Origin of the sequence: Actinomadura sp. NEAU-AAG7 (assembly GCF_018603865.1) — a bacterium.
Lineage (GTDB): Bacteria > Actinomycetota > Actinomycetes > Streptosporangiales > Streptosporangiaceae > Spirillospora > Spirillospora litoris.
This window is the reverse complement of the sequence record NZ_JAHFZY010000006.1, coordinates 345,628-366,250: the sequence shown is the minus strand read 5'-3', so window position 1 is coordinate 366,250 and position 20,623 is coordinate 345,628. Positions and strand designations below refer to the sequence as shown.

Here is a 20,623-nt window from a genome sequence, read left to right as displayed (position 1 = left end):
CCTACGGCGCGGGCCGGTGGGCGCGTTCGGCCAGGTCGCGGCGCAGGAACGCGGCGGTGACCGAGTCCGGGTCGGCCAGCAGCGCGGCGGGGGTGCCGGCGAACACGACCCGGCCGCCGTGCCGGCCGCCGCCGGGGCCGAGGTCGAGGACCCAGTCGGCGTGCTTGACGACGTCCAGGTCGTGTTCGACGACGATGACGGTGTTGCCGGCGTCCACGAGCCGGTCCAGGAGGGCCAGGAGCGTGCCGGTGTCGGCGGGGTGCAGCCCGGTGGTGGGCTCGTCCAGGACGTAGACGGCGCCGGTGCGGTGCAGGTGGGCGGCGAGCTTGAGGCGCTGCCGTTCGCCGCCGGACAGGGTGGTGAGGGGCCGCCCGAGGGCGAGGTAGGGCAGCCCGACCTCGACGAGGGCGCGCAGCCGCGCCGCGACGGCGCCGTCCGGCGCGTCGCCGGCGAAGAAGTCCAGGGCCTGCTCGGCGGTCATCGCCAGGACATCGACGATCGTCGCGCCGCGGAGCGTGTGGGCGAGGGCCTCGGGGCGGTAGCGGGTGCCGCGGCAGGTCTCGCAGGTGGTGGTGACGGGGTCCATGAACGCCAGGTCGGTGACGATGAGGCCGTGGCCGTCGCAGGCGGGGCAGGCGCCCTTGGAGTTGTGGCTGAACAGGCCCGGGTCGGCGCCGGTGGCCTTGGCGAACAGGCGGCGGACGGTGTCCATGACGCCGAGGTGGGTGAGGGGGCTGGAGCGGCGGGACGCGGCGATCGCGCCCTGGTCGACGACGACGGCGCCGTCGTGGCGGGCGGCGAACTCCTTCATCACGAGGGTGCTCTTGCCCGATCCCGCGACGCCGGTGACGGCGGTGAGCACACCGGTGGGGAACCGGGCGGTGACGTCCCGCAGGTTGTGGGTGCGGGCGCGCTCGACGGTCAGCCACCCGGCGGGGGCCCGGAAGGCGGCCTTGACGGGCGCGGCGCCGCGCAGGTGGCGCCCGGTGACGGTGTCGGCGGCGCGCAGGTCCGCGACGGTGCCGGCGAACACGACCCGGCCGCCGTGGGCGCCGGCGCCGGGCCCCATGTCGACGACGTGGTCGGCGACGCGGATGACGTCGGGGTCGTGCTCGACGACCAGCACCGTGTTGCCCTTGTCGCGCAGCCGCGCCAGCAGGCCGTTGAGCCGGTCGACGTCGCGGGGGTGCATGCCGGCGCTGGGCTCGTCGAAGATGTAGGTCAGGCCGGTGAGGCTGGACCCCAGGTGCCGGACGACCTTGAGCCGCTGCGCCTCGCCGCCCGACAGCGTGCGGGTCTCGCGGTCCAGGGTGAGGTAGCCGAGGCCGATGTCCTCCAGCCGCCGCAGCCGGGTGGTCGCGGCCTCGGCGACCCGCGCGGCGACCGGGTCGGTGATCTCGGTGAGCGTCCGGGCGAGGTCGGCGACCTCCATGCGGGCGAGGTCGGCGATGGTGCGCCCGTCGATCCTGGAGGCGAGCGCGGCCGGGTTGAGCCGCGCGCCGCCGCACGCGGGGCAGGGCAGCGCGCGGGTGACCCTGCGGGCGGCCTCGCGGGTGCGGCCGGTGAGGGTGTTCAGGTCGCGCCGGATGTAGAGGCGTTCGAACCGCTCGGCCAGGCCCTCGTAGGCGTTGTGGCCGAGGGACCCGGTGCGGTTGCGGCGGCGGACGCGGAACCCCTTGCCGTGCAGGAGCGTGTCCCATTCCTCGGGGGTGAAGTCGCGGAGCGGCTTGTCGGGGTCGAACAGCCCGGACTCGGCGTAGAGCTGCCACACGAACGTCCCGACGGCGAACGGCGGGAAGTTCACCGCGCCCTCGTTGAGGGTCCGGTCGGTGTCGAGGAAGGCGTCCAGGTCGAGGCGGACGACCGTGCCGAGGCCCTCGCAGTCGGGGCACATGCCCTGCGGGTCGTTGAAGGAGTAGGCGGCGGCCTCCCCGGCGGAGGGGGTGCCGTGCCGGGAGAACAGCACCCGCAGGACGGCGTGGATCTCGCTGATGGTGCCGACGGTGGAGCGGGCGTTGCCGCCGATGGGCCGCTGGTCGACGATGACGGCGGGGGCGAGGTGCTCGATGGCGTCGGCGTCGGGCCGCTCGTGCTTGGGCAGCCGGTCGCGGACGAACCAGGTGTAGGTCTCGTTGAGCTGCCGCTGCGCCTCCACGGCGACGGTGCCGAACACCATCGAGGACTTGCCCGATCCGGACACACCGGTGAACACGACGATCCGCTCCTTGGGGATCCGCAGCGAGACGTCCTTGAGGTTGTTCTGCCGGGCCCCGGTGATCACGATGCTGCCTGCGCTCATGCGGCCCAGGCTAGGAGCCAATGAGGTCAGGTTCTGGCCGCATTGTCCGCCATACTGGTGAGCGTGACCGACACCACCTCCGCTTCCGCTACCACCACGGGCACCGCTTCCGCTCGGCTGCTGCACCTGCTGTCGCTGCTCCAGGCGCGGCGGGAGTGGACGGGCCCGGAGCTGCGGGAGCGGCTCGGGGTGAGCGCCCGCACCGTCCGCCGGGACGTGGAGCGCCTGCGCGCCCTCGGCTACCCGGTGCTGGCCACGCTCGGCGCCGCGGGCGGCTACCGGCTGGAGGCGGGCACCGCGATGCCGCCGCTGCTGCTGGACGACGAGGAGGCCCTGGCGATCGCGGTGGGGCTGCGCGGCGCGGCCGGGGGCGCGATCGCGGGGATCGAGGAGTCCTCCGTGCGGGCCCTGGCGAAGCTGGAGCAGGTGCTGCCCGAGCGGCTGCGGCGCCGGGTGAACGCGCTGCACGCGGCGACGACGCCGCTGACCGGGCCGCCCGCCGGCCCGGTGGTGGAGCCCGCGACGCTGACGGTGCTGGCCGCCGCGTGCCGGGACCGCGAGCGGCTGCGGTTCGGGTACCGCGACCGCGACGACACCGCCTCGGCCCGGCTGGTGGAGCCCTACGGGCTGGTGTCGGCGGGGCGCCGCTGGTACCTGGTCGCGTGGGACACCGGGCGCGAGGGGTGGCGGACGTTCCGCGTCGACCGGATGGGCGATCCGCGCGGGACGGGGGTGCGGTGCCCGCCGCGCGAGCTGCCCGCCCCCGACGCGGCCGCGTTCGTGACGCGGTCGCGGGCGGGGGACCGTCCCGTCCGGCGGGCGGTGCTGGTGGTGCACGCCCCGGCCGAGGAGCTGATCGACCGGTTCCGGGTGAGCGGCGCGGAGGTCGAGGCCGTCGACGAGCGCACCTGCCTCCTGCGCACCGAGCCCGACTCGCTGGAGTGGACGGCGCTGCGCGTCGCGTTCCTGGACCTGGAGTTCGAGGTGCGGGAGCCGCCGGAGCTGGCCGCGCGCCTCGCCGACCTGGGGCGTCGCCTGCTCCGCGCGTCCGGCGGGTGACGCCGGCGGCGGGCGGGTGGCGGCCCCTGCGGCGGCCGTGGCGCGTTCCGGTGCGAGGATGGGAGCCGTGACCGAGGAGATCGACGCGCGCGGGGCGGCGGGGCGGCCCACGCCGGGAACGCAGTCGGTGGACCGTGCCGTCGCGGTGCTGCGGTCCTTCGAGGGCGCGGCGCGGCAGACGCCGACGGAGGTCGCGCACCGGCTCGGCCTGTCGGTCAGCACCGCGCACCGGATCGTCCGGGCCCTGTACGACACGGGGATGCTCGGCCGGGACGCCCAGACCGAGCGGTACTTCCTCGGCCCGACCACCGCGATCCTCGGGCGGCTGGCGCTGGAGCGGATGGGCACCACGCTGCTCCAGCCGGAGCTGACCGCGCTGCGGGACGGGACGGGCGAGGCGGTCAGCCTGGGCGTGCGGGTGGGCGACGAGGTCGCGGTCCTGCTGCACCTGCCCTCGACGCATCCGCTGCGCTACGACCAGCCGCCGGGGGCCCGCAACCCCATCCACGGGTGCGCGATGGGCAAGGCGCTGCTGGCGTTCGCCGACGGGGCCGGCGACGCCGGCGGGGCCGAGGGGGGCGTGGCGATGGAGGAGCCCTACCGCCGCTACACCCCCGCGACCCTCACGACCCGCGCGGCGCTGGAGGAGGATCTGGCGCGCGTCCGCGAGCGCGGCTACGCGGTCAACGAGGAGGAGCGCCTCATCGGGGTCCGCGCGGTCGCGGCGCCGGTGCGCGACGGGGCGGGCCGGGCGTTCGCGGCGGTGGCGCTGCAGGGCCCGGCGGTGCGTTTCGGCCCGGACCGCATGCCCGGCCTGGCCGAGGCGGTGCTGGCGGCGGCGGGCCGCCTGACCGCGCTGCACCGGCACCTGCCCGGCGCCTGAGGCCGCATGCGGGTCGCCTGAGGGGCGGGTCGCTCGCATGCCATCGCGCGGGCGGAGTTCTTACAAGGTTCGAACAAGGAGCGCCGCCGGGCCGTCCAGGGCCGCCGCGCGGGGGCGCCGCGTCCTAGTTTCGTCGGCATGGATGTACTGCTCACCGGGTCGGCCGGTTTCATCGGTTCGCACATCGCCGAGGCGCTGGCCGCCTCGGGGCACCGGGTCCGGGGCCTGGACCTCCGGCCCGACGGGCTCGGGGACGCGCCGGGCGACGTCCGCGACGCCGCCGTGGTCGCGCGGCGGCTGGCGGGGGTGGACGCGGTGTGCCACCAGGCGGCCATGGTGGGCCTCGGCGTGGACGCCTCCGACCTGCCCGCCTACACCTCGGCGAACGTGCAGGGGACGGCGGTGCTGCTGGCGGAGATGGCCCGCGCGGGGGTGCGGACGCTGGTGCTGGCGTCCTCGATGGTGGTGTACGGGGAGGGGGCCTACGCCTGCCGCAGGCACGGGCGGGTCCGGCCCGGGCCGCGGCCGGAGGAGGCGCTGCGGGCGGGGCGGTTCGAGCCGCCGTGCCCGGTGTGCGGGAGCGCCCTCCAGGCGGGAGCGGTCGGTGAGGAGACGCCGCCCGACCCCCGCAACGTCTACGCCGACACCAAGCTCGCGCAGGAGCATCTGGCGGCGTCGTGGGCGCGGATGGCGGGCGGGTCGGTGGCGTCGCTGCGGTACCACAACGTGTACGGGCCGCGGATGCCGCGCGACACCCCCTACGCGGGCGTCGCGGCGCTGTTCCGGTCGCGGCTGCTGGCGGGGGAGGCGCCGCTGGTGTTCGAGGACGGGGCGCAGCGCCGCGACTTCGTGCACGTCCGCGACGTCGCCCGCGCGAACGTGCTGGCGCTGGAGCGGCTCGCGGAGGCGGCGCCGGGCGGGGCGCGCGCCTACAACATCGCCAGCGGCGGGCCCCGCACGGTCGGGGAGATGGCGGCGGCGCTGGCGGGCGCGCTGGGCGGCCCGGCGCCGCGGGTGACCGGCGGCTACCGGCTGGGGGACGTGCGGCACATCGTGGCGCGGCCCGACCGCGCGCGCGACGAGCTGGGGTTCGGCGCGGCGGTGGCGTTCGCGGACGGGGTCGCGGAGTTCGCGCGGCAGCCCGTCACGAGTTCGTAAGGGTCGTTCCGATGTCACCGAAAGTAGCGTCAAGCCCGTGATCGATGTGGTGCTTCCCTGCCTCGACGAGGCCGAGGCGTTGCCCTGGGTGCTGGCGCGGATGCCGGACGGCTTCCGTGCGCTGGTGGTCGACAACGCCTCCACCGACGACTCCGCGCGCGTGGCCGCGGACCTCGGCGCGCGGGTCGTCCCGGCCCCGGTGCGCGGGTTCGGCGCGGCCTGCCACGCGGGGCTGCTGGCGGCGACCGCCGAGGTGGTGTGCGTGATGGACGCCGACGCCTCGCTGGACCCGGCGGACCTGCCCCGGCTGGTGGCCGCGCTCGCCGACCTGGGGGCCGGGGGCGAGCCGGCGCTGGTGCTGGGGCGGCGGCGGCCGGTGGGGCGCGGCGCGTGGCCGCCGCACGCGCGGCTCGGCAACGCCGTCCTGGCGCGGTCGCTGAACCGGCGGGCCGGGACGCGGCTGCGCGACCTCGGGCCGATGCGCGCGGCGCGCCGCGCGGACCTGCTCGCGCTGCGGCTGGCCGACCGCCGGTTCGGGTACCCGCTGGAGATGGTGCTGCGCGCGGCCCGCGCGGGCTGGCGCGTCGCCGAGCTGGACGTGCCCTACCGGCCGCGGACCGGGACCTCGAAGGTGACCGGCACGGTCGGCGGGACGGTGCGCGCCGTCCGCGACATGCGGCGGGTGCTGGCCGAGGCGGCCTCGTGAGCGCGCCGGCCACCGAAACGGCCGACCTGGCTGACCTGCTCGTCATCGCCAAGGAGCCGGTCGCGGGCCGGGTCAAGACGCGCCTCACCCCCGCCTACACGCCGGCGGAGGCGGCGGCGCTGGCGGGGGCGGCGCTGCGCGACACCCTCGCGGCGGTCGCGGCGGCGCGGGCGGGGCGGCGGACGCTGGTGCTGGAGGGTGCGCCGGGGCCGTGGCTGCCGGAGGGGTTCGCGGTGTGCGCGCAGCGCGGCGGCGGGCTGGACGAGCGGCTCGCGCACGCGTTCGCCGACGCGGACGCGGGCCGCCCGCTGGTGCTGGTGGGGATGGACACGCCGCAGGTGACGGCCGCGCTGCTGGAGCGGGCGTGCGCCGCGCTGGCGACCCGCGGGGCGGTGTTCGGCCCGGCGGCCGACGGCGGGTTCTGGCTGCTGGGGCTGCGCCGCCCGGACGCCTCGCTGCTGCTCGGGGTGCCGATGTCGCGCGCCGACACCGGGACGGCGGTGCTGGGCCGGTTGCGCGCGGCGGGGCTGCGGACGGCGGTCCTGCCGGTGCTGACCGACGTGGACACCCCCGCCGACGCCGCGGCGGTCGCGGCGGCCGCGCCGGGCGGGGAGTTCGCGGCGGCGGTGCGGGCGCTCGGGACCAGGCTCGGGACGAGGCGCAGGGTCGGGCCCGGGGCCGGGCCCGGGGCCGGGCCCGGGGGCAGGACGGTCCCGGCGTGATCGGCGAGCTGTACGAGGAGGCGCTGCGGGGCGGGGCGCGGGTGGAGATCGAGCACGCCGACGGGCGGCGCCGCCCGCTGCCGGTGTGGGAGTGGCTGGCGCCGCGTCCGGGCGACGCGGGGCTGCTGCGGCGGTGCGCGGGCGCGACGCTGGACGTGGGGTCGGGGCCGGGGCGGCTGACGGTGGCGCTGGCCCGCCGGGGCGTCCCGGTGCTGGGCATCGACGTCGCGCCCGCCGCCGTGGCGCTGACGGTGGCGGCGGGCGGTCCGGCGCTGCGCCGGGACGTGTTCGGGCGGGTGCCGGGCGCGGGCCGCTGGGAGACGGTGCTGCTGGCCGACGGGAACGTGGGGATCGGCGGTGACGCCGAGGCGCTGCTGCGCCGGGTGGCGGCGCTGCTGGCGCCCGGCGGCCGGATGCTGGTGGAGGTGGACCCGCCGGGCGGCGGCGCGCGCGTCGAGCCGCTGCGGCTGCGTTCGGGCCGGTCGGTCGGCGAGTGGTTCGCGTGGGCGCACGTCCCGGCCGACGCCGTCGCGGGCTTGGCGGCCGCGTGCGCGGTGCGGGTGGCGGAGGTCTGGGAGGAGTCGGGCCGGTGGTTCGCCACGCTGACCCGCTGACCGGGCGCGCCTCCGCACCGGCCGCGCGGCGCCGCCCGTCGCGGCGCGCCGTGCGGGCGGGGGCGGTGGTCGTGTGGGCGGCGGGGATCGCGGCGGCGTTCGCCGTCGGCTGGCACCTGCGGCGCGCGGGACTGGCCACCGAGGACGCGTTGCCGCCGCTGCACGCGCGGTTGCGGAACCGTCCGCCGACCTGGGGGATGCTGCCCGCGCTGGCGGTGGCGGCGGCCGGGGTGGCGGTGCTGCCCGCGCTGGTGTCACGGCTGCCGTGGCGGGCGCTGCCGCCGGTCGCGTGGGCGGGCGCGGCGCTGTGGGCGGTGGCGCTGGCGGTGGCCGACGGACCGGGCGCGCTGTCCGGGCCGCTGGACGCGCCGACGGAGTACCCGGCGGGGCTGGCGCAGCTGCGTCCCGACCCGGCGGAGTGGCTGCGGACCTTCACCGAGCGGCTCGGCGGCTACACCACCCATGTGCGGGGGCATCCGCCGCTGCCGATGCTGGTGCTGTGGCTGCTGGAGCGGGCGGGCCTGCCCGGGACGGGCTGGGCGGCGGCGCTGGTGATCGCGGCGGGGTCGTCGGCGGCGGCGGCGATCGCGGTGACGGTGCGGGAGCTGGCGGGCGAGCGGGCGGCGCGCGCGGCGGTCCCGTTCCTGGTGCTGGCCCCGCTGGGGGTGTGGGTCGCGACGTCGATGGACGCGCTGTTCCTGGGCGTGGGCGCGTGGGGGACGGCGCTGACCGCGCTGGCGGCGCGGCGGCGTCCGGCGCGTCCGGGGGCGCGGGTGGCGGCGGCGGTGGGCGCGGGGCTGCTGCTGGGCTGCCTGCCGTATCTGAGCTACGGGCTGCTGCCGCTGTTCGCGGTGCCGGCGGCGGTGCTGCTGCCGGCGCGTCCCCGCCCGGTGGTGCTGGCGGCCCTCGGCGCGGGGCTGGTGGTGGTGCCCGCGGCGCTGACCGCCGGGGGGTTCTGGTGGCCCGACGGGGTCCGCGCGACGCTGGACACCTACCTGGTCAGCCGGGGGTCGGCGCGGCGCTCCTACGGCTACTTCGTGTTCGCGGACCTGGCGGTGCTGGGACTGCTGGTGGGCCCGGCCGTCGCCCACGCGCTACCGGACGCGGTGCTGGACGCGGTGGCGGCGGTGCGGCGGGCGGCGCGGGCCCTGAGGTCTGCGCCGTCACCATCACCATCACCGGGGCCGGGGCCGGGCGCGGCGCTGCCGGTGTGCGCGGCGCTGGTGGGGATGCTCGCGCTGGACCTGTCGGGCGTCACCAAGGGCGAGGTGGAGCGGATCTGGCTGCCGTTCGCGGCGTGGACGCTGGCCGCCGCGTCCCTGCGGGGGCCGCGGTCGCGGTGGTGGCTGGCGGCGCAGGCGGCGACGGCGCTGGCCGTCCAGGCGCTGGTGCTGTCGCCGTGGTGACCCTCGGCGGCACGGTCGGCGGCACGGGCGGCGAAAAAAGTTCCGGCGGGGATGTCGATCGGGGCGGGGCCCGCGCGACGCGTCGGTGAAAGCCGATGAGACACCTCGCACGAAGGGACCACGACCATGGCCGCCATCTCCTCCTCCACCCCCGCCACCACCCCCGCGTCCTCACCGGCCACCACGCGGGGCGGGCGCCGGACGCTGCGCAGGGTCCTGTGGGGCGCGCAGATCCTGCTCGCGGTGTTCCTGTTCGCCGGGTCGGCGCTGCCGAAGTTCGCCGGGCAGGCCGAGGCCGTCCGGACGTTCGAGGAGATCGGCTGGGGCCAGTGGTTCCGGTACGTGACGGGCGCGGTCGAGGCGGCGGGGGCGATCGGGCTGGTGGTGCCCCGGCTGGCGGGCCTCGCGGCGGTCGGGCTGATCGGTCTGATGGCGGGGGCCGCGGCGACGCAGCTGCTGGTGCTGTCGGCGCCGTGGGCGGCGCTGCCCGCCGCGTTCGCGGTGGTGTTCGCCGTGATCGCGTGGGACCGCCGCGCCGAGACCGGCGCGCTGCTGCGCGCGCCGCGCCGCTGAGCCGGAAGCGGCCCGGAGCCGGCGGCTCCGGGCCGCCCCGGCCCGCGGGGTCAGGTCGGGGGCCAGGTGATGAGCGTGCGGCCCCAGGTCACGCCCGCGCCGAACCCGGCGAGCAGGACCAGGTCGCCGCCCTTGAGGCCGCGGGCGCGGACGGCGGCGTCCAGGGCGTGGGGGAGGCTCGCGGCGCCGATGTTGCCGGCGTCGCGTCCGGCGATGGCGAGCTGCTCAGGCTCCAGCCCGGCCTCGGCGGCCAGCGAGGCGACCAGCCGGGGGTTGGGCTGGTGGGGGACGACCAGCGCGAGGTCGGCGGGCTTGACCCCGGCCTCCTCGCACGCCTCGGCGACCAGCCGGGGGAAGATCTCGGTGATGAAGCCGCGGACGGCGCGCGCGTCCATGCGGATGGTGTGGCCGAGCCCCGCGAGGGTCTCGGGCGCGGCGGGGGCGCGGCTGCCGCCAGCGGGGATGAGGACGTCGCCGGCGTGCGTCCCGTCCGATCCGAGGGTGATCGGCCCGATCCCGTACGGGCCGGGGGCGGGGCCGATGACGGCGGCGGCGGCGCCGTCGCCGAACAGCGCGGAGGTGGCGCGGTCGGCGGGGTCCAGGAACCGCGAGTACACCTCGACGCCGACGACCAGCGCGTAGGGGGCGGCGCCGCGCTGGGTGGACAGCCATCCGACGGCGGCCTGGAGCCCGTACACGAACCCGGTGCAGGCGGCGGAGACGTCGAAGGCGGCGGCCCGCCCGGCGCCGAGCAGCGCCTGGACGCGGCAGGCGGTGGAGGGCCCGAGTTCGTCGGGGGTGGAGGTGCCGAGGACGATGAGCCCGAGGTCGCCGGGGGCGAGCCCGGCCCGCTCCAGCGCGCGGCGGGCGGCGGCCGCGGCCAGGTCGGAGGCGGCCTGCCCGGGCGCGGCGACGCTCCGGGAGCGGATGCCGGTGCGGCTCTCGATCCAGTCGGGGGGCAGGCCCAGCGCGCGGGCGATGCCGTCGCTCTCCACGCGGCGGGAGGGCAGGTAGGAGCCGGTGCCCCGGATCGCCCATCCCGTGCCGGGGGTTTCGGTCCGCCGCGGCTCCGTCCTGGGGGGAGGGCTCTGCGCGCCCTCCGGAACGGCCATGTCGGTTCGCAGCCGCGGGCCGGTCTGCTTCCAGGTCATGCGTCGCTCCCCTCCACCGGCGCGGGGCCGGTGGCCGTGGCGGGCCGGTCGGCCTGGCGTCGCAGGGGCGCGCCGCCGGGCGCCGCGCGCACGTGCCGCCCGCCGCGCTATCGGCGCGTGCGGCGTCGCATGCTGACGCGACCGACGGTTGCCAGACCGATCCCACGAGTGAATAATCCCATTTCAGGGTTTTTGTTCCATATCAAAATTGTTCAGCGGCCTTTATCCGGAAAGAAAAGCGAGCCTTCCTTTCAGGTAAGGAGACCCCGGGTGCCTGTGTCCTTCCGTCCGGCCGAGGAGCTCAAGCCCGACGACGTCTGTGCCTTCCTGTTCGCCGGCACCGGCTCGGCGGGTGTACCCGACCTGGTCTCGCCCACCCGCTGGTCCCCGGCCGCCGCCCGCGCGGTCGAGGACGTCCTGGACGCGGTGCAGGAGGGCCTGCCCCGTACGGGGTGGCCGTCGCTGCGCGCGATCCTGCTGGAGGACCCCGGCGGCTACCGGGCGGCGGCGCGGGCGCCGGGCGTCGCGCAGCTGTGCGGGTACGCCGCCTCGGTCGCGGTCGACCGGGCGCTGCGGACGGGCGGGATCCAGCCCGGCCACGCCGTCGGGCAGAGCTTCGGGGAGATCGCCGCGCTGGTGTGCGCGGGGGCGTTCGCGATCGCCGACGGCGCGCGGATGGCGGTCGCGCTGGTGGAGGTGCTCGCGCGGCACGGCGCGGGCGGCGGCATGGGGATGCTGGAGGCCGGCGAGGAGGCGACCCGCGCCGTCATCGCGGCGGCGGGCGCGCCGGAGGTCGTGGTGGCGTGCCTGAACGCGCCGGAGGTGACGGTGGTCAGCGGCCCCGACAAGCCGCTGGAGGCGGTGCTGGCGGAGGCGGCGCCGCGGGGGGTGCGGGCCGTCCGGCTCGCGGTGCCCTACCTGTCGCACCACCCGGCGATGGCGGGCGCCGACGAGGAGTGGTACGCGGCGATCCGCGGGTTCCCGCAGCGGCCCCTGCGGGTGCGGGTGCACTCCCCGGTGCGGGGCCGCGCCTACACCGACGCCGACGACCTGCACCGGGCGCTGGCCGACTGCGTCGTCTCGCCGGTGCGGCTGCCGGAGGCGCTGCGCGCCGTCCACGCCGCCGGCGCGACGGTGTTCACCGAGGCGGGGCCGGGCAGCGCGCTGTGCCGGTGCGCGCGGCTGTCGGTGCCGGACGCGCGGACCCTGGCGCCGCTGCGCGAGCGCCCCTCCGCCGGGCGGCCGGCGGCCCCGCCGTCCGGCGCGGCGGGGGCGTCCCCGGCCGAGGGCAAGTCGGCGGCGGGCATCTCCCCGGCGCCCGGACGCGAGGGGGAGCTCCACGATGGCCACTGATCCCGGCGCGGGTACCGGCGCCGGCACCGGGCTGCGGGACTTCGTGCGCGGCACGGCGGCGCTGGACGACGCGGCGCGCGCGTGGCTGGCCGAGGCCGTCCCCCCGGACTGCTTCGGCTACCCCTCCGGGCTGACCGCCGACGAGCGGCTCGCCCTCACCTACGCGCGGCTGCGCCGCGCCGGGCGGGCCGCGCCGCCGGCCGCCGCGCTGCTGGCCGACCCGCCGGCGCTGTGCGGGCTGCTGGAGCGCGCCGCGATCGCCGACCCGGCGCTGTTCCACGTCATGCTGCTGCACTACACGCTGGCGCTGGGCCCGATCATGCGGTTCGGGGAGGGGCGGGACGGCCCGGAGGGCCCGGGGGGCCCGGCGGCGGCGCGCGCGGCGCTGGAGTCGATGGAGGCGTTCGGGACGCTGCTGATGACCGAGGTGGGGCGCAGCAACAGCCACCTGTCGCCGCGCACGACCGCCCGGCACGACCCGGCGACCGGCGGGTTCGTGCTGAGCACCCCCGACGCGGCGGCGGCGAAGTTCCCCACCAGCGCGGGCCATCCCGGCGTCCCCAAGGTCGCGGCGGTGTACGCGACGCTGGTGCACGCCGGGGTCGAGCGCGGGGTGTTCGTGTTCGTGGTGCCGCTGCGGGGGCCGGGCGGCGAGGTCCCCGCCGGCGTCCGGGTCGTCGCGGCGCCCGAGACCAGCGGGCTGCGGGTCGACTACGCGGCGGTGCTGCTGGAGGACCTGCACGTCCCCTACGGGGCGTGGCTGCGCGACGGCGCCCGCATCGACGGCGGCGCCTTCCACGATCCGGCGGGGTCGGCGGCGGCGCGGCTGACGCGGTCGATGGGCATCGCACCGCCGGTGTGGCGGGCGGTGATCTCGGCGTCGGCGGCGGTCGCGCGGGCCTCGGCGGGGACGCTGCTGGCGCACTCGGCGGGGCGGGGCACGCTGGGGCGGCTCGGGCCGCGCCGCCCGCTGACCGACTACCGCAACCAGCGGGAGGCGGTGCTCGGGGCGCTGGCCTCGGCGTACGCGCTGACCGCCGTCGCGGGGCACGTCAAGGCGCGGCCGGCGGCGGCGCCCGCGCCGGGCGGGCCGGGCACGGCGTGGGCGCCGTGGTCGGCGGTCGACCGGGACCTGGCGCTGCTGAAGGTCGCGGCGACCGTCCAGGCGCAGGAGACGGTGTCGCGGTGCCGGGTCCACAGCGGCGCGCCGGGGTTCGCGGCGGTGGAGCGTCTCAACGCCTACCGGGGCCTCACCCACGCCTACCTGAACGCGGGCGGCGACAACGAGCTGATCCTCTACGACACGGCCCGGGCGATGGCGGCGCTGGACCGCTACACCCCGCCCCCCGCGCAACCGGAACCGCCCGGCGGCGGGGACCTGGAGTCGCCGCGGACGTGGCTGTTCCTGGCGGGCGAGGCCGAGCGGCGGCTCCGCGACCGCCTCGCGGACCGGGTGGAGGCCGCGCGCGGGGCGGGGGCCGACGACTTCACCGCCTGGAACGACAACCTGGCGCTGGCGGCGCGGACGGCGCGGGCGTGCGCGGACCGGACGGTGCTGGAGATCGTGGCGGGCGCGGCGGAGTCGGGCCCGCCCGCGCTGCGGCGGACGCTGGCCCTGTACGCGCTGGACTGGCTGGAGGGCCGCGCCGGGGACCTGCTGAACGAGGGCGTGGCGCGGCCGGGGGTGCTGGAGGAGGCGGCGGAGACGCGGCGGCGGGTCGGCGACGCGCTCGCGCCGGACGCGGCGGAGCTGGCGGCGGCGCTGGAACTGCCCGCCGAGGTCACCGCGCCGCCCGCGTCCTTCACCCGCGCGGGCGGCCCGGGGGGCGGCTGACAGGGGAAGACGCCGGCGCCACGCCGGGAGTTCGGAAAGGATGCGGGGGAACCCGCGCAGGGTGGCTACCGTTCTCGTTACAGAGCGCGCGGGTGAAGGGCATCCGCGACGCGCGATACGGAGGTAGGCACAGTGGGAGTCAGTCTGAGCAAGGGCGGCAACGTTTCGTTGACGAAGGAGGCTCCCGGACTGACCGCCGTCGTGGTGGGTCTGGGCTGGGACGTGCGCACCACGACCGGAACCGACTTCGACCTCGACGCCAGCGCCCTGCTGTGCTCGGCGGAGAACAAGGTCCTTTCGGACCAGCACTTCGTGTTCTTCAACAACCTCAAGAGCCCCGACGGCTCGGTCGAGCACACCGGCGACAACCTCACCGGTGAGGGCGAGGGCGACGACGAGCAGATCAAGGTGGGGCTGACGAGCGTCCCCGCCGAGGTCGCCAAGATCGTGTTCCCGGTCTCCATCTACGACGCCGACGGCCGCCAGCAGAGCTTCGGGCAGGTCCGCAACGCGTTCATCCGGGTGGTGAACCAGGCCGACAACAACGAGATCGCACGGTATGACCTGTCGGAGGACGCCTCGACCGAGACCGCGATGGTCTTCGGTGAGCTGTACCGCAACGGCGCGGAGTGGAAGTTCCGCGCGGTGGGCCAGGGCTACGCGTCGGGTCTGGCGGGCATCGCCTCCGACTTCGGCGTGAACGTCTGAGGCGCCCGGGGCCCGGGGCGGGGCGTGTGAGGACCGCCGGGACGGGATGAGCGCCGGGGCGCCCGGGTCCTTTCGGGGACCCGGGCGCCCCGTCCTCATCGGGCCGGTTCCGCCCTTGCGCCGGGGACGACGGCCATCGCCTCGATCTCGACGAGGAAGTCGTCGCGGACGAGGCGGGGCACCTCGATGAGCGAGGCGGCGGGCGACACCCCGGCGGGCAGCACCTCCATGCGGACGGCGCGGACGACGCCGACCCGGCCCGCGTCGCGCAGGAAGTAGCCGAGCCGCACGACGTGCTCCCACCCGGCGCCCGCGGCGGTGAGCGCGGCGTGCAGGTTGGCGAACACCTGCCGGGTCTGGGCCTCCAGGTCGCCGGGGCCGACGAGCTCGCCGGCGGCGTCCAGGGGGATCTGGCCGCTCAGCACGACCAGCCGGGCGGGCAGGTCGGCGGACACGGCGTGGCTGTAGCCGGGCCCGGGCGCGAGGTCGGGGCTGTCGATGTCGCGGATTCCGGTTCCGGCGCGGGGGCCGCTGTCGTCGCTCACCCGGTCACGGTACCGGCCGGTGATCGTCACCTGCGACAATGGGGGCATGACCGAGCGCGGGCCGATCGACTACTGGCTGACCGACATGGACGGGGTGCTGGTGCACGAGGGGCGGCCGGTGCCGGGCGCCGAGGAGTTCGTGCGCCGCCTGGCGGCCTCGGGCAAGCCGTTCCTGGTGCTGACCAACAACTCGATCTACACCAGGCGGGACCTGTCAGCGCGGCTGGCGGCGCTGGGGCTGGAGGTGCCGGCGGGGTCGATCTGGACCTCGGCGCTGGCCACGGCGCGGTTCCTGGCCGACCAGCGCCCGCAGGGGTCGGCGTATGTGATCGGCGAGGCGGGGCTGACGACGGCGCTGCACGAGGCCGACTTCGTCCTCACCGACATCGACCCCGACTACGTGGTGCTGGGCGAGACCCGCACCTACAGCTTCTCGCAGATCACGCGGGCGATCCGGCTGATCGAGGGCGGCGCGCGGTTCGTGGCGACCAACCCCGACCCGGTCGGCCCGTCGCCGGAGGGGTCGCTGCCGGCGTGCGGCGCGGTCGCCGCGATGATCACGCGGGCGACGGGGGTGGAGCCCTACTTCGTCGGCAAGCCGAACCCGCTGATGATGCGGACGGCGCTGAACGTGGTCGGCGGGCACAGCGAGCGCACCGCGATGGTCGGGGACCGGATGGACACCGACATCGTCGCGGGCGTGGAGGCGGGGCTGGAGACGATCCTGGTGCTGACCGGGGTGACCCGCAAGGAGGAGGTCGAGCGGTTCCCGTTCCGGCCGTCGCGGGTGGTGCCGTCGATCGCGGACGTGATCGACCTGGTCGGAGCCTGATCCGCGGCCCCGGCGGGCCTGGCGGTCCGTCCCGGCGGCGTGTGCCGGGGGTGTCCTGTCCCGGGGTGGTTTGGGCGGCTCGCGGTCGGCTAGGTTCCCGCGTGGTTCATCGATTCGCGCCGGGGCGCGTCTCGGGGGCGGGCGGGGGGACGGCGGCGCGGGCCGCCGGCGGGTGACCACGCCGGTGCCCTCGCGGGGCGGTTCCGGTGCCCGACGCCGACCCGGGGAGCCGTGCGGAGGTCCAGCGATCCGTCTCATGCGCGCCATGGCCGATGGCGGGCCCGCTGGAGTGCCCGCCGGCGGGTGCGGTGGCTGGCGCCGGGCGCCGTCGTGGTGCTGCTGGGCGGCGACGCGGCGTTGACGGTGCCCGCCGGGGATCCGGTCAGAGTCCGGCCCGCCCTTTCCGGGCCCGGGTCGGGGGACGCGGTGTCGGCGCTGGCGGCGGACCCGGCCGCGGCGGGTCCGGTGGTGAACGGGCGGCGGCAGCCGGTGCGGGTGCGGGTCCCGGACTCGGCGGCCGGGTCGTACGCGCGGGTGCCGGGGACGGCGGCGCCGCCGGCGGGGGCGCGGGGGACGCTCGTCCGGTACGGGGTGGAGGTGGAGCGGGGGCTGCCGCTGGACGGCGCGGAGTTCGCGGCGGAGGTGCACCGGGTGCTGAACGATCCGCGCGGGTGGGGGCACGGCGGGGTGATGCGGTTCGAACGGGTGGCGGACGGTCCGGTGCGGTTCCGGGTGGCGCTGTCGAGCCCGGCGATGACCGACCGGATGTGCGCGCCGCTGGTGACGGGCGGGGAGCTGTCGTGCGGGCACGGGGACCGCTCGGTGATCAACGCGCGCCGGTACGGGGAGGGCGCGGCGTCCTACGGCGCGGACCTGGCGTCCTACCGGGAGTACCTGATCGGCCACGAGGTGGGGCACGCGCTGGGGCACGGGCACGCGGGGTGCCCGGGGCGGGGGCGGCGGGCGCCGGTGATGGTGCAGCAGAGCAAGTCGCTGTACGGGTGCCGCGCGAACCCGTGGCCGCACCCCGACTGATCACGGGGGGTCGGGCGGGGCGGGGTGCGGGGCCTAGACTCGGTGCGACCATGCGCATGATCAAGAGTGCGGGCTCGCGTGAGCTGGAGGTCCGCAGGTCCCGGTTCGTCTGCACGCTCGCCCGGGTGGGCGGCGAGGCGGAGGCGGTGGAGTTCCTGGCGGCGCATCGGCGGGCGCACCGGGACGCGACGCACAACTGCACCGCCTACGTGGTGGGCGAGCGCGGGGAGATCGCCAAGAGCAGCGATGACGGGGAGCCGGCGGGGACGGCGGGGATCCCGATGCTGGAGGTGCTGGTGCGGCGGGGGCTGACCGGCACGGCGGCGGTGGTGACGCGGTACTTCGGCGGGGTGAAGCTGGGCGCGGGCGGGTTGGCGCGCGCCTACGGGCAGGCGGTCGCGGACGCGGTCGACGCGGTGGGGGTGGTGGAGCTGCGCCCGGTGGTGACGGTGACGGTGGAGGTGGAGCACGCGCTGGCGGGGCGTTTCCTGGGTGACCTGCACGGGCGGGGGCTGCGTCCGGGGGACGTCCGCTACGGGGCGGAGGTGGAGGCGGACGTGGTGGTGCCGGTGGAGGGGGTGGGGGCGTTCGAGGCGTGGGCGGCGGAGGCGACGGCGGGGCGGGCGCGGGTGCGGCGGGGCACGCCGGGGTTCGTGGAGGTGCCGGTCACCGGCTGAGCCGGCTCGGCCGTCCCGCTGCCGGGGGTACCGCCGGTCAGGCGGTCTGGCGGGGGGCGGTGGCGCGGAGGCGGCGGAGCATGCGGGCGTCGGCGAACCCGACGGCGTGGGCGGCGGCCTCGGTGGTGGCGCCCTGGGAGATGAGGTGCTCGGCGCGTTCCAGGCGGAGTTCCTGCTGGTAGCGCAGGGGGGTGCGGCCGGTGGCGGCGGTGAAGCGGCGGCTGAGGGTGCGTTCGCTGACGCCGGAGGCGGCGGCGAGGTCGGCCAGCGGCAGCGTGCGCGTGTAGCCGGTGTCGATGAGGTCCTGGGCGTGGTGGACGGTGTCGCTGAGGTGGGCGCGGTGCCGGAGCATGGCGCTGGCCTGGGGTTCGTCGCCGTTGCGGCGGGCGTAGACGACCATGGCGCGGGCGATGCGGGCGGCGGTGCGGGGGCCGTGCCGGGCGGCGGCCAGGTGCAGGGCGAGGTCGATGCCGCTGGCGATGCCGGCGGAGGTGACGACGCGGTCGTCGGTGACGTAGAGGACGTCGCGGATGACGGTGGCGCGGGGGTGGCGGCGGGCCAGGACGTCCTGGAGGCGGTGGTGGGTGGTGCAGCGGCGGCCGTCCAGGAGCCCGGCGTGGCCGAGGGCGAACGCGCCGGCGCAGACGCTGGCGACCAGGCCGCCGGCGGCGTGGTGGGCGGCGATGCGGGCGGCGGTGCGCTCGCCGACGGGCGGGGTGTGGGGGGCGCCCGGGTCCTGGTGCCAGCCGGGGACCAGCAGGATGTCGTCGCTGGTGAGGCGGGGCCAGTCGGTGGTGGCCTGGACGGTGAGGCCCTGGGCGGTGGGGACGCCTTCCTGCTCGGCGTGGTAGGTGAGCCGGTAGGGGTGGCCGGCCTGGGCGGCGGTGGAGAACACCTGCGCGGGCCCGGCGAGGTCGAGCAGGTGCAGCCCGGGGACGAGCAGGAAGGCGATCTGGTTCACGATCCGGTCATTCTAGCCGGTGAAGGAGGCGAGGGTCGCGATGGTCGCGAACCGTCCGGCGAGGGCGTACTCGGTGCGGGCGATGATCTGGTCGGTGGGCAGGGTGGCGGGGTCGGCGAGGACCTCGGCGAGGGGGCGCCCGGCGGGGGCGTCGCGGTGGGGGATGGGGAAGGTGGCGGTGGCGTCGGTGACGAAGGTGACGCCGTAGCCGAGGTCGGCGGCCAGGCGGGCGGTGGTCTCGCAGCACTGCTCGGTCTGGATGCCGGAGATGACCACTTCGCGGACGCCGTGGGAGGTGAGGAGCTGCTGGAGCCCGGTGGTGGTGAAGGCGTTGCGGGAGGTCTTGGTGAGGACGGGTTCGCCGTCGCGCGGCTCCAGGCCCTCGATGAGGCGGACGTGGCCGGAGGCGGGGTCGAAGGGGCTGCCGGTGCCGGGGTCGGCGTGCAGGATCCACACGACCAGGTCGCCGGCGGCGCGGGCGGCCTCGACCAGCCGGGCGGTGCGCTCGGCGATGTCGGGGGCGGACACCGCCTGCCACAGCTCGCGGCGGCGGAAGGACTCTTGGACGTCGATGACGAGTAGCGCTCGGTTCATACCGGTCATCCTGCCGGGCGGGCGGGGGCGCGCGGCAGGCACCATCGCGGCGTGATGCGGAACGATCCGGTCAGGGTCGGCCCCGGGCCGAGGGGCTCGGCGCGGGGGTGTCGGGGTGTATCGGGGGGTGTATCGCGGGTGTATCGAAAGGCGCATACGCCGCCGCAACGCCCCGGCGGCTTCAGTGGTGGCGCGGGCCGGGACGGCCCGCGCCGGGGCGGCGCCCCGGCGGCGGAAGGTGATCACGAGAGGGTGTGCGTCGTGGTGTTGGGGAAGGTTCGTCGGCCGTTGGGGAGGGCGGGTCTGGCCGCCGGTGCCGCCGTGGTGATGGCGGCGCCGGCGGGGACGGCCTCCGCCGCGCCTCCGGCGCGGGTGGGGGACGTGCAGGCGGCGCTGGAGGAGGCGGCGAGGACCCCGGGGGTGGTGGGCGTCGTCGGCGCGGCCTACGTCGACGGGAGGCTTGCGGGGCAGGGCAGCGGCGGCTCCCGGCTGCTGGACGGGAAGGGCGGGCGGATCCCGCCGGGCGCCCGGTTCCGGATCGGGTCGCAGACCAAGGAGATGGTGGCGACCGTCGTGCTGCAACTGGTGAAGGAGGGGCGGCTGGGCGTGGACGACAAGCTCGCCGACCTGCTGCCGGTGGTGGTGGAGAAGGACCTGGTGGCGCGCGCCGAGGACATCACGGTGCGGCAGATGATCCGGCACACCTCCGGCATCCCCGACTGGTACGCCGCCAAGCCGAACCCGGACGGCAGCGAGGGGGAGGAGCCGGCGTTCGACGTGTTCGACTTCACGACGGACTACTCGCCGCTCGACATCGTGGGCTGGAGCCGGGGCCGCCCCCGCACGGGCGAGCCGGGCGAGCGGTACGCCTACTCCAACACCAACTACACCCTCCTCGGGATGATCATCGAGCGGGTGACGGGCCGGGACCTGGCGACCGAGATGCACGGCCACCTGTTCGGGCCGCTGGGGATGACCCGGACCTACCTGCCGCTCAAGCCGCCGGAGGGCATCCGGGGGCCGCACGGCCACGGCTACTACCCCGACGCCGACGGCCGGCTGCGCGATGTGGACCGGTTCAACGCCAGCATCGCCGGGGCGGCGGGCGGGGTGGTCTCCACCGCGCGCGACATGAGCGTCTACAAGCGGGCGTTCGTCCAGGGCAGGCTGCTGCCGCCGGAGCTGCAGCGCGTGCTGACCGACCGGCTGCCCGGCGGCGGCGGCCTGGCCGCCCCGGGCGCCCCGGGCGGCCGGGGGCTCGCGGGCGGGGACCTGTGCGGCACGTTCAAGGTCATGGGCGGGACCACCGCCGGCTACCTGGCGATGACCTTCTACTCCGATGACGGCCGCCGCGAGTTCGCGGTGTCGCTGACGTTGAGCGGCAAGGACATCAGCCGGGCGGGCCAGGCGGCGGGCACGGCGATGGAGCGGGTGTTCTGCCCATCCGCGTGACGGCGTCCGCCTTGGGGGTGTCCTGGGCCGGTCGTCTGGCTCGTCTGGCGCGGGGGCGCGG

Annotated in this window: 20 protein-coding genes; 15 read left to right on the top strand and 5 right to left on the bottom strand. The window is 77.2% G+C overall.

The window, feature by feature from the left end; all coding sequences use genetic code 11:
• Window position 1: 1 nt before the first annotated feature.
• On the bottom strand, window positions 2-2,299 hold the full coding sequence (locus tag KLI87_RS28050; RefSeq protein WP_214619336.1) for an excinuclease ABC subunit UvrA: 2,298 nt from the start codon (window positions 2,297-2,299) through the stop codon (window positions 2-4).
• Between the two features lie 63 nt (window positions 2,300-2,362).
• On the opposite strand from KLI87_RS28050, the gene KLI87_RS28045 reads away from it, so the two are divergent.
• The 8 genes from KLI87_RS28045 (at window position 2,363) to KLI87_RS28010 (ending at window position 9,420) form a co-directional block, all read left to right on the top strand.
• Window positions 2,363-3,358 carry a YafY family protein gene (locus tag KLI87_RS28045; protein WP_308166244.1) on the top strand — a complete coding sequence of 332 codons (996 nt, stop codon included), beginning with the start codon at window positions 2,363-2,365 and terminating at the stop codon, window positions 3,356-3,358.
• A 67-nt stretch (window positions 3,359-3,425) separates the two neighbouring features.
• Window positions 3,426-4,241, top strand: a complete 816-nt coding sequence (locus KLI87_RS28040; protein WP_173390755.1) for an IclR family transcriptional regulator — start codon at window positions 3,426-3,428, stop codon at window positions 4,239-4,241.
• Between the two features lie 138 nt (window positions 4,242-4,379).
• Window positions 4,380-5,399 (top strand): NAD-dependent epimerase/dehydratase family protein, encoded by a 1,020-nt coding sequence (locus tag KLI87_RS28035; protein WP_214619335.1) that lies wholly within the window; start codon window positions 4,380-4,382, stop codon window positions 5,397-5,399.
• A 37-nt stretch (window positions 5,400-5,436) separates the two neighbouring features.
• Entirely contained in the window at window positions 5,437-6,105 is a 669-nt protein-coding gene (locus KLI87_RS28030) for a glycosyltransferase family 2 protein (protein ID WP_214619334.1), read from the top strand.
• Window positions 6,102-6,827: a TIGR04282 family arsenosugar biosynthesis glycosyltransferase gene (locus KLI87_RS28025; RefSeq protein ID WP_214619333.1), complete on the top strand. Its 726-nt coding sequence runs from the start codon at window positions 6,102-6,104 to the stop codon at window positions 6,825-6,827. The genes KLI87_RS28030 and KLI87_RS28025 overlap by 4 nt, the downstream gene beginning before the upstream one ends.
• Window positions 6,824-7,441 (top strand): bifunctional 2-polyprenyl-6-hydroxyphenol methylase/3-demethylubiquinol 3-O-methyltransferase UbiG, encoded by a 618-nt coding sequence (locus KLI87_RS28020; protein ID WP_214619332.1) that lies wholly within the window; start codon window positions 6,824-6,826, stop codon window positions 7,439-7,441. Before KLI87_RS28025 ends, KLI87_RS28020 begins: the two co-directional genes overlap by 4 nt.
• Window positions 7,417-8,847, top strand: coding sequence for a hypothetical protein (locus KLI87_RS41165; RefSeq protein WP_214619331.1), 1,431 nt, complete (start codon window positions 7,417-7,419; stop codon window positions 8,845-8,847). Before KLI87_RS28020 ends, KLI87_RS41165 begins: the two co-directional genes overlap by 25 nt.
• A 126-nt stretch (window positions 8,848-8,973) precedes the next feature.
• Window positions 8,974-9,420, top strand: coding sequence for a DoxX family protein (locus KLI87_RS28010; RefSeq protein ID WP_156216593.1), 447 nt, complete (start codon window positions 8,974-8,976; stop codon window positions 9,418-9,420).
• A 50-nt stretch (window positions 9,421-9,470) separates the two neighbouring features.
• Here KLI87_RS28010 and KLI87_RS28005 read toward each other — a convergent pair whose 3' ends face one another.
• Window positions 9,471-10,571, bottom strand: a complete 1,101-nt coding sequence (locus KLI87_RS28005) for a 3-oxoacyl-ACP synthase III family protein (protein WP_246249733.1) — start codon at window positions 10,569-10,571, stop codon at window positions 9,471-9,473.
• Between the two features lie 270 nt (window positions 10,572-10,841).
• Between KLI87_RS28005 and KLI87_RS28000 the strand changes: the two genes are divergently transcribed.
• The 3 genes from KLI87_RS28000 (at window position 10,842) to KLI87_RS27990 (ending at window position 14,466) form a co-directional block, all read left to right on the top strand.
• Window positions 10,842-11,924, top strand: coding sequence for an acyltransferase domain-containing protein (locus tag KLI87_RS28000; RefSeq protein ID WP_308166242.1), 1,083 nt, complete (start codon window positions 10,842-10,844; stop codon window positions 11,922-11,924).
• Window positions 11,914-13,758, top strand: a complete 1,845-nt coding sequence (locus KLI87_RS27995) for an acyl-CoA dehydrogenase (protein ID WP_214619329.1) — start codon at window positions 11,914-11,916, stop codon at window positions 13,756-13,758. Before KLI87_RS28000 ends, KLI87_RS27995 begins: the two co-directional genes overlap by 11 nt.
• 132 nt (window positions 13,759-13,890) lie before the next feature.
• Window positions 13,891-14,466, top strand: coding sequence for a TerD family protein (locus KLI87_RS27990; RefSeq protein ID WP_214619328.1), 576 nt, complete (start codon window positions 13,891-13,893; stop codon window positions 14,464-14,466).
• 95 nt (window positions 14,467-14,561) lie between these two features.
• Here KLI87_RS27990 and KLI87_RS27985 read toward each other — a convergent pair whose 3' ends face one another.
• Window positions 14,562-15,011, bottom strand: a complete 450-nt coding sequence (locus KLI87_RS27985; RefSeq protein ID WP_214619327.1) for a RidA family protein — start codon at window positions 15,009-15,011, stop codon at window positions 14,562-14,564.
• A 46-nt stretch (window positions 15,012-15,057) separates the two neighbouring features.
• Between KLI87_RS27985 and KLI87_RS27980 the strand changes: the two genes are divergently transcribed.
• From KLI87_RS27980 to KLI87_RS27970, 3 genes are all read left to right on the top strand, one after another.
• The gene (locus KLI87_RS27980) at window positions 15,058-15,843 is read left to right on the top strand and encodes an HAD-IIA family hydrolase (RefSeq protein WP_156216603.1); all 786 of its coding nucleotides are present in this window, start codon (window positions 15,058-15,060) and stop codon (window positions 15,841-15,843) included.
• A gap of 303 nt (window positions 15,844-16,146) precedes the next feature.
• Entirely contained in the window at window positions 16,147-16,878 is a 732-nt protein-coding gene (locus KLI87_RS27975) for a DUF3152 domain-containing protein (RefSeq protein ID WP_308166241.1), read from the top strand.
• Window positions 16,879-16,928: 50 nt separating this feature from the next.
• Window positions 16,929-17,555: a YigZ family protein gene (locus KLI87_RS27970; protein ID WP_214619326.1), complete on the top strand. Its 627-nt coding sequence runs from the start codon at window positions 16,929-16,931 to the stop codon at window positions 17,553-17,555.
• A 37-nt stretch (window positions 17,556-17,592) separates the two neighbouring features.
• On the opposite strand, the gene KLI87_RS27965 is transcribed toward KLI87_RS27970, so the two are convergent.
• Both KLI87_RS27965 and KLI87_RS27960 read right to left on the bottom strand, forming a co-directional pair.
• Window positions 17,593-18,516, bottom strand: coding sequence for a GlxA family transcriptional regulator (locus tag KLI87_RS27965; RefSeq protein ID WP_214619325.1), 924 nt, complete (start codon window positions 18,514-18,516; stop codon window positions 17,593-17,595).
• A gap of 12 nt (window positions 18,517-18,528) precedes the next feature.
• Window positions 18,529-19,110 (bottom strand): cysteine hydrolase family protein, encoded by a 582-nt coding sequence (locus KLI87_RS27960; protein WP_156216607.1) that lies wholly within the window; start codon window positions 19,108-19,110, stop codon window positions 18,529-18,531.
• Between the two features lie 288 nt (window positions 19,111-19,398).
• On the opposite strand from KLI87_RS27960, the gene KLI87_RS27955 reads away from it, so the two are divergent.
• A complete protein-coding gene (locus KLI87_RS27955) occupies window positions 19,399-20,562 on the top strand; it encodes a serine hydrolase (protein WP_214619324.1) in 1,164 nt (387 codons plus the stop codon).
• Window positions 20,563-20,623: the final 61 nt, after the last annotated feature.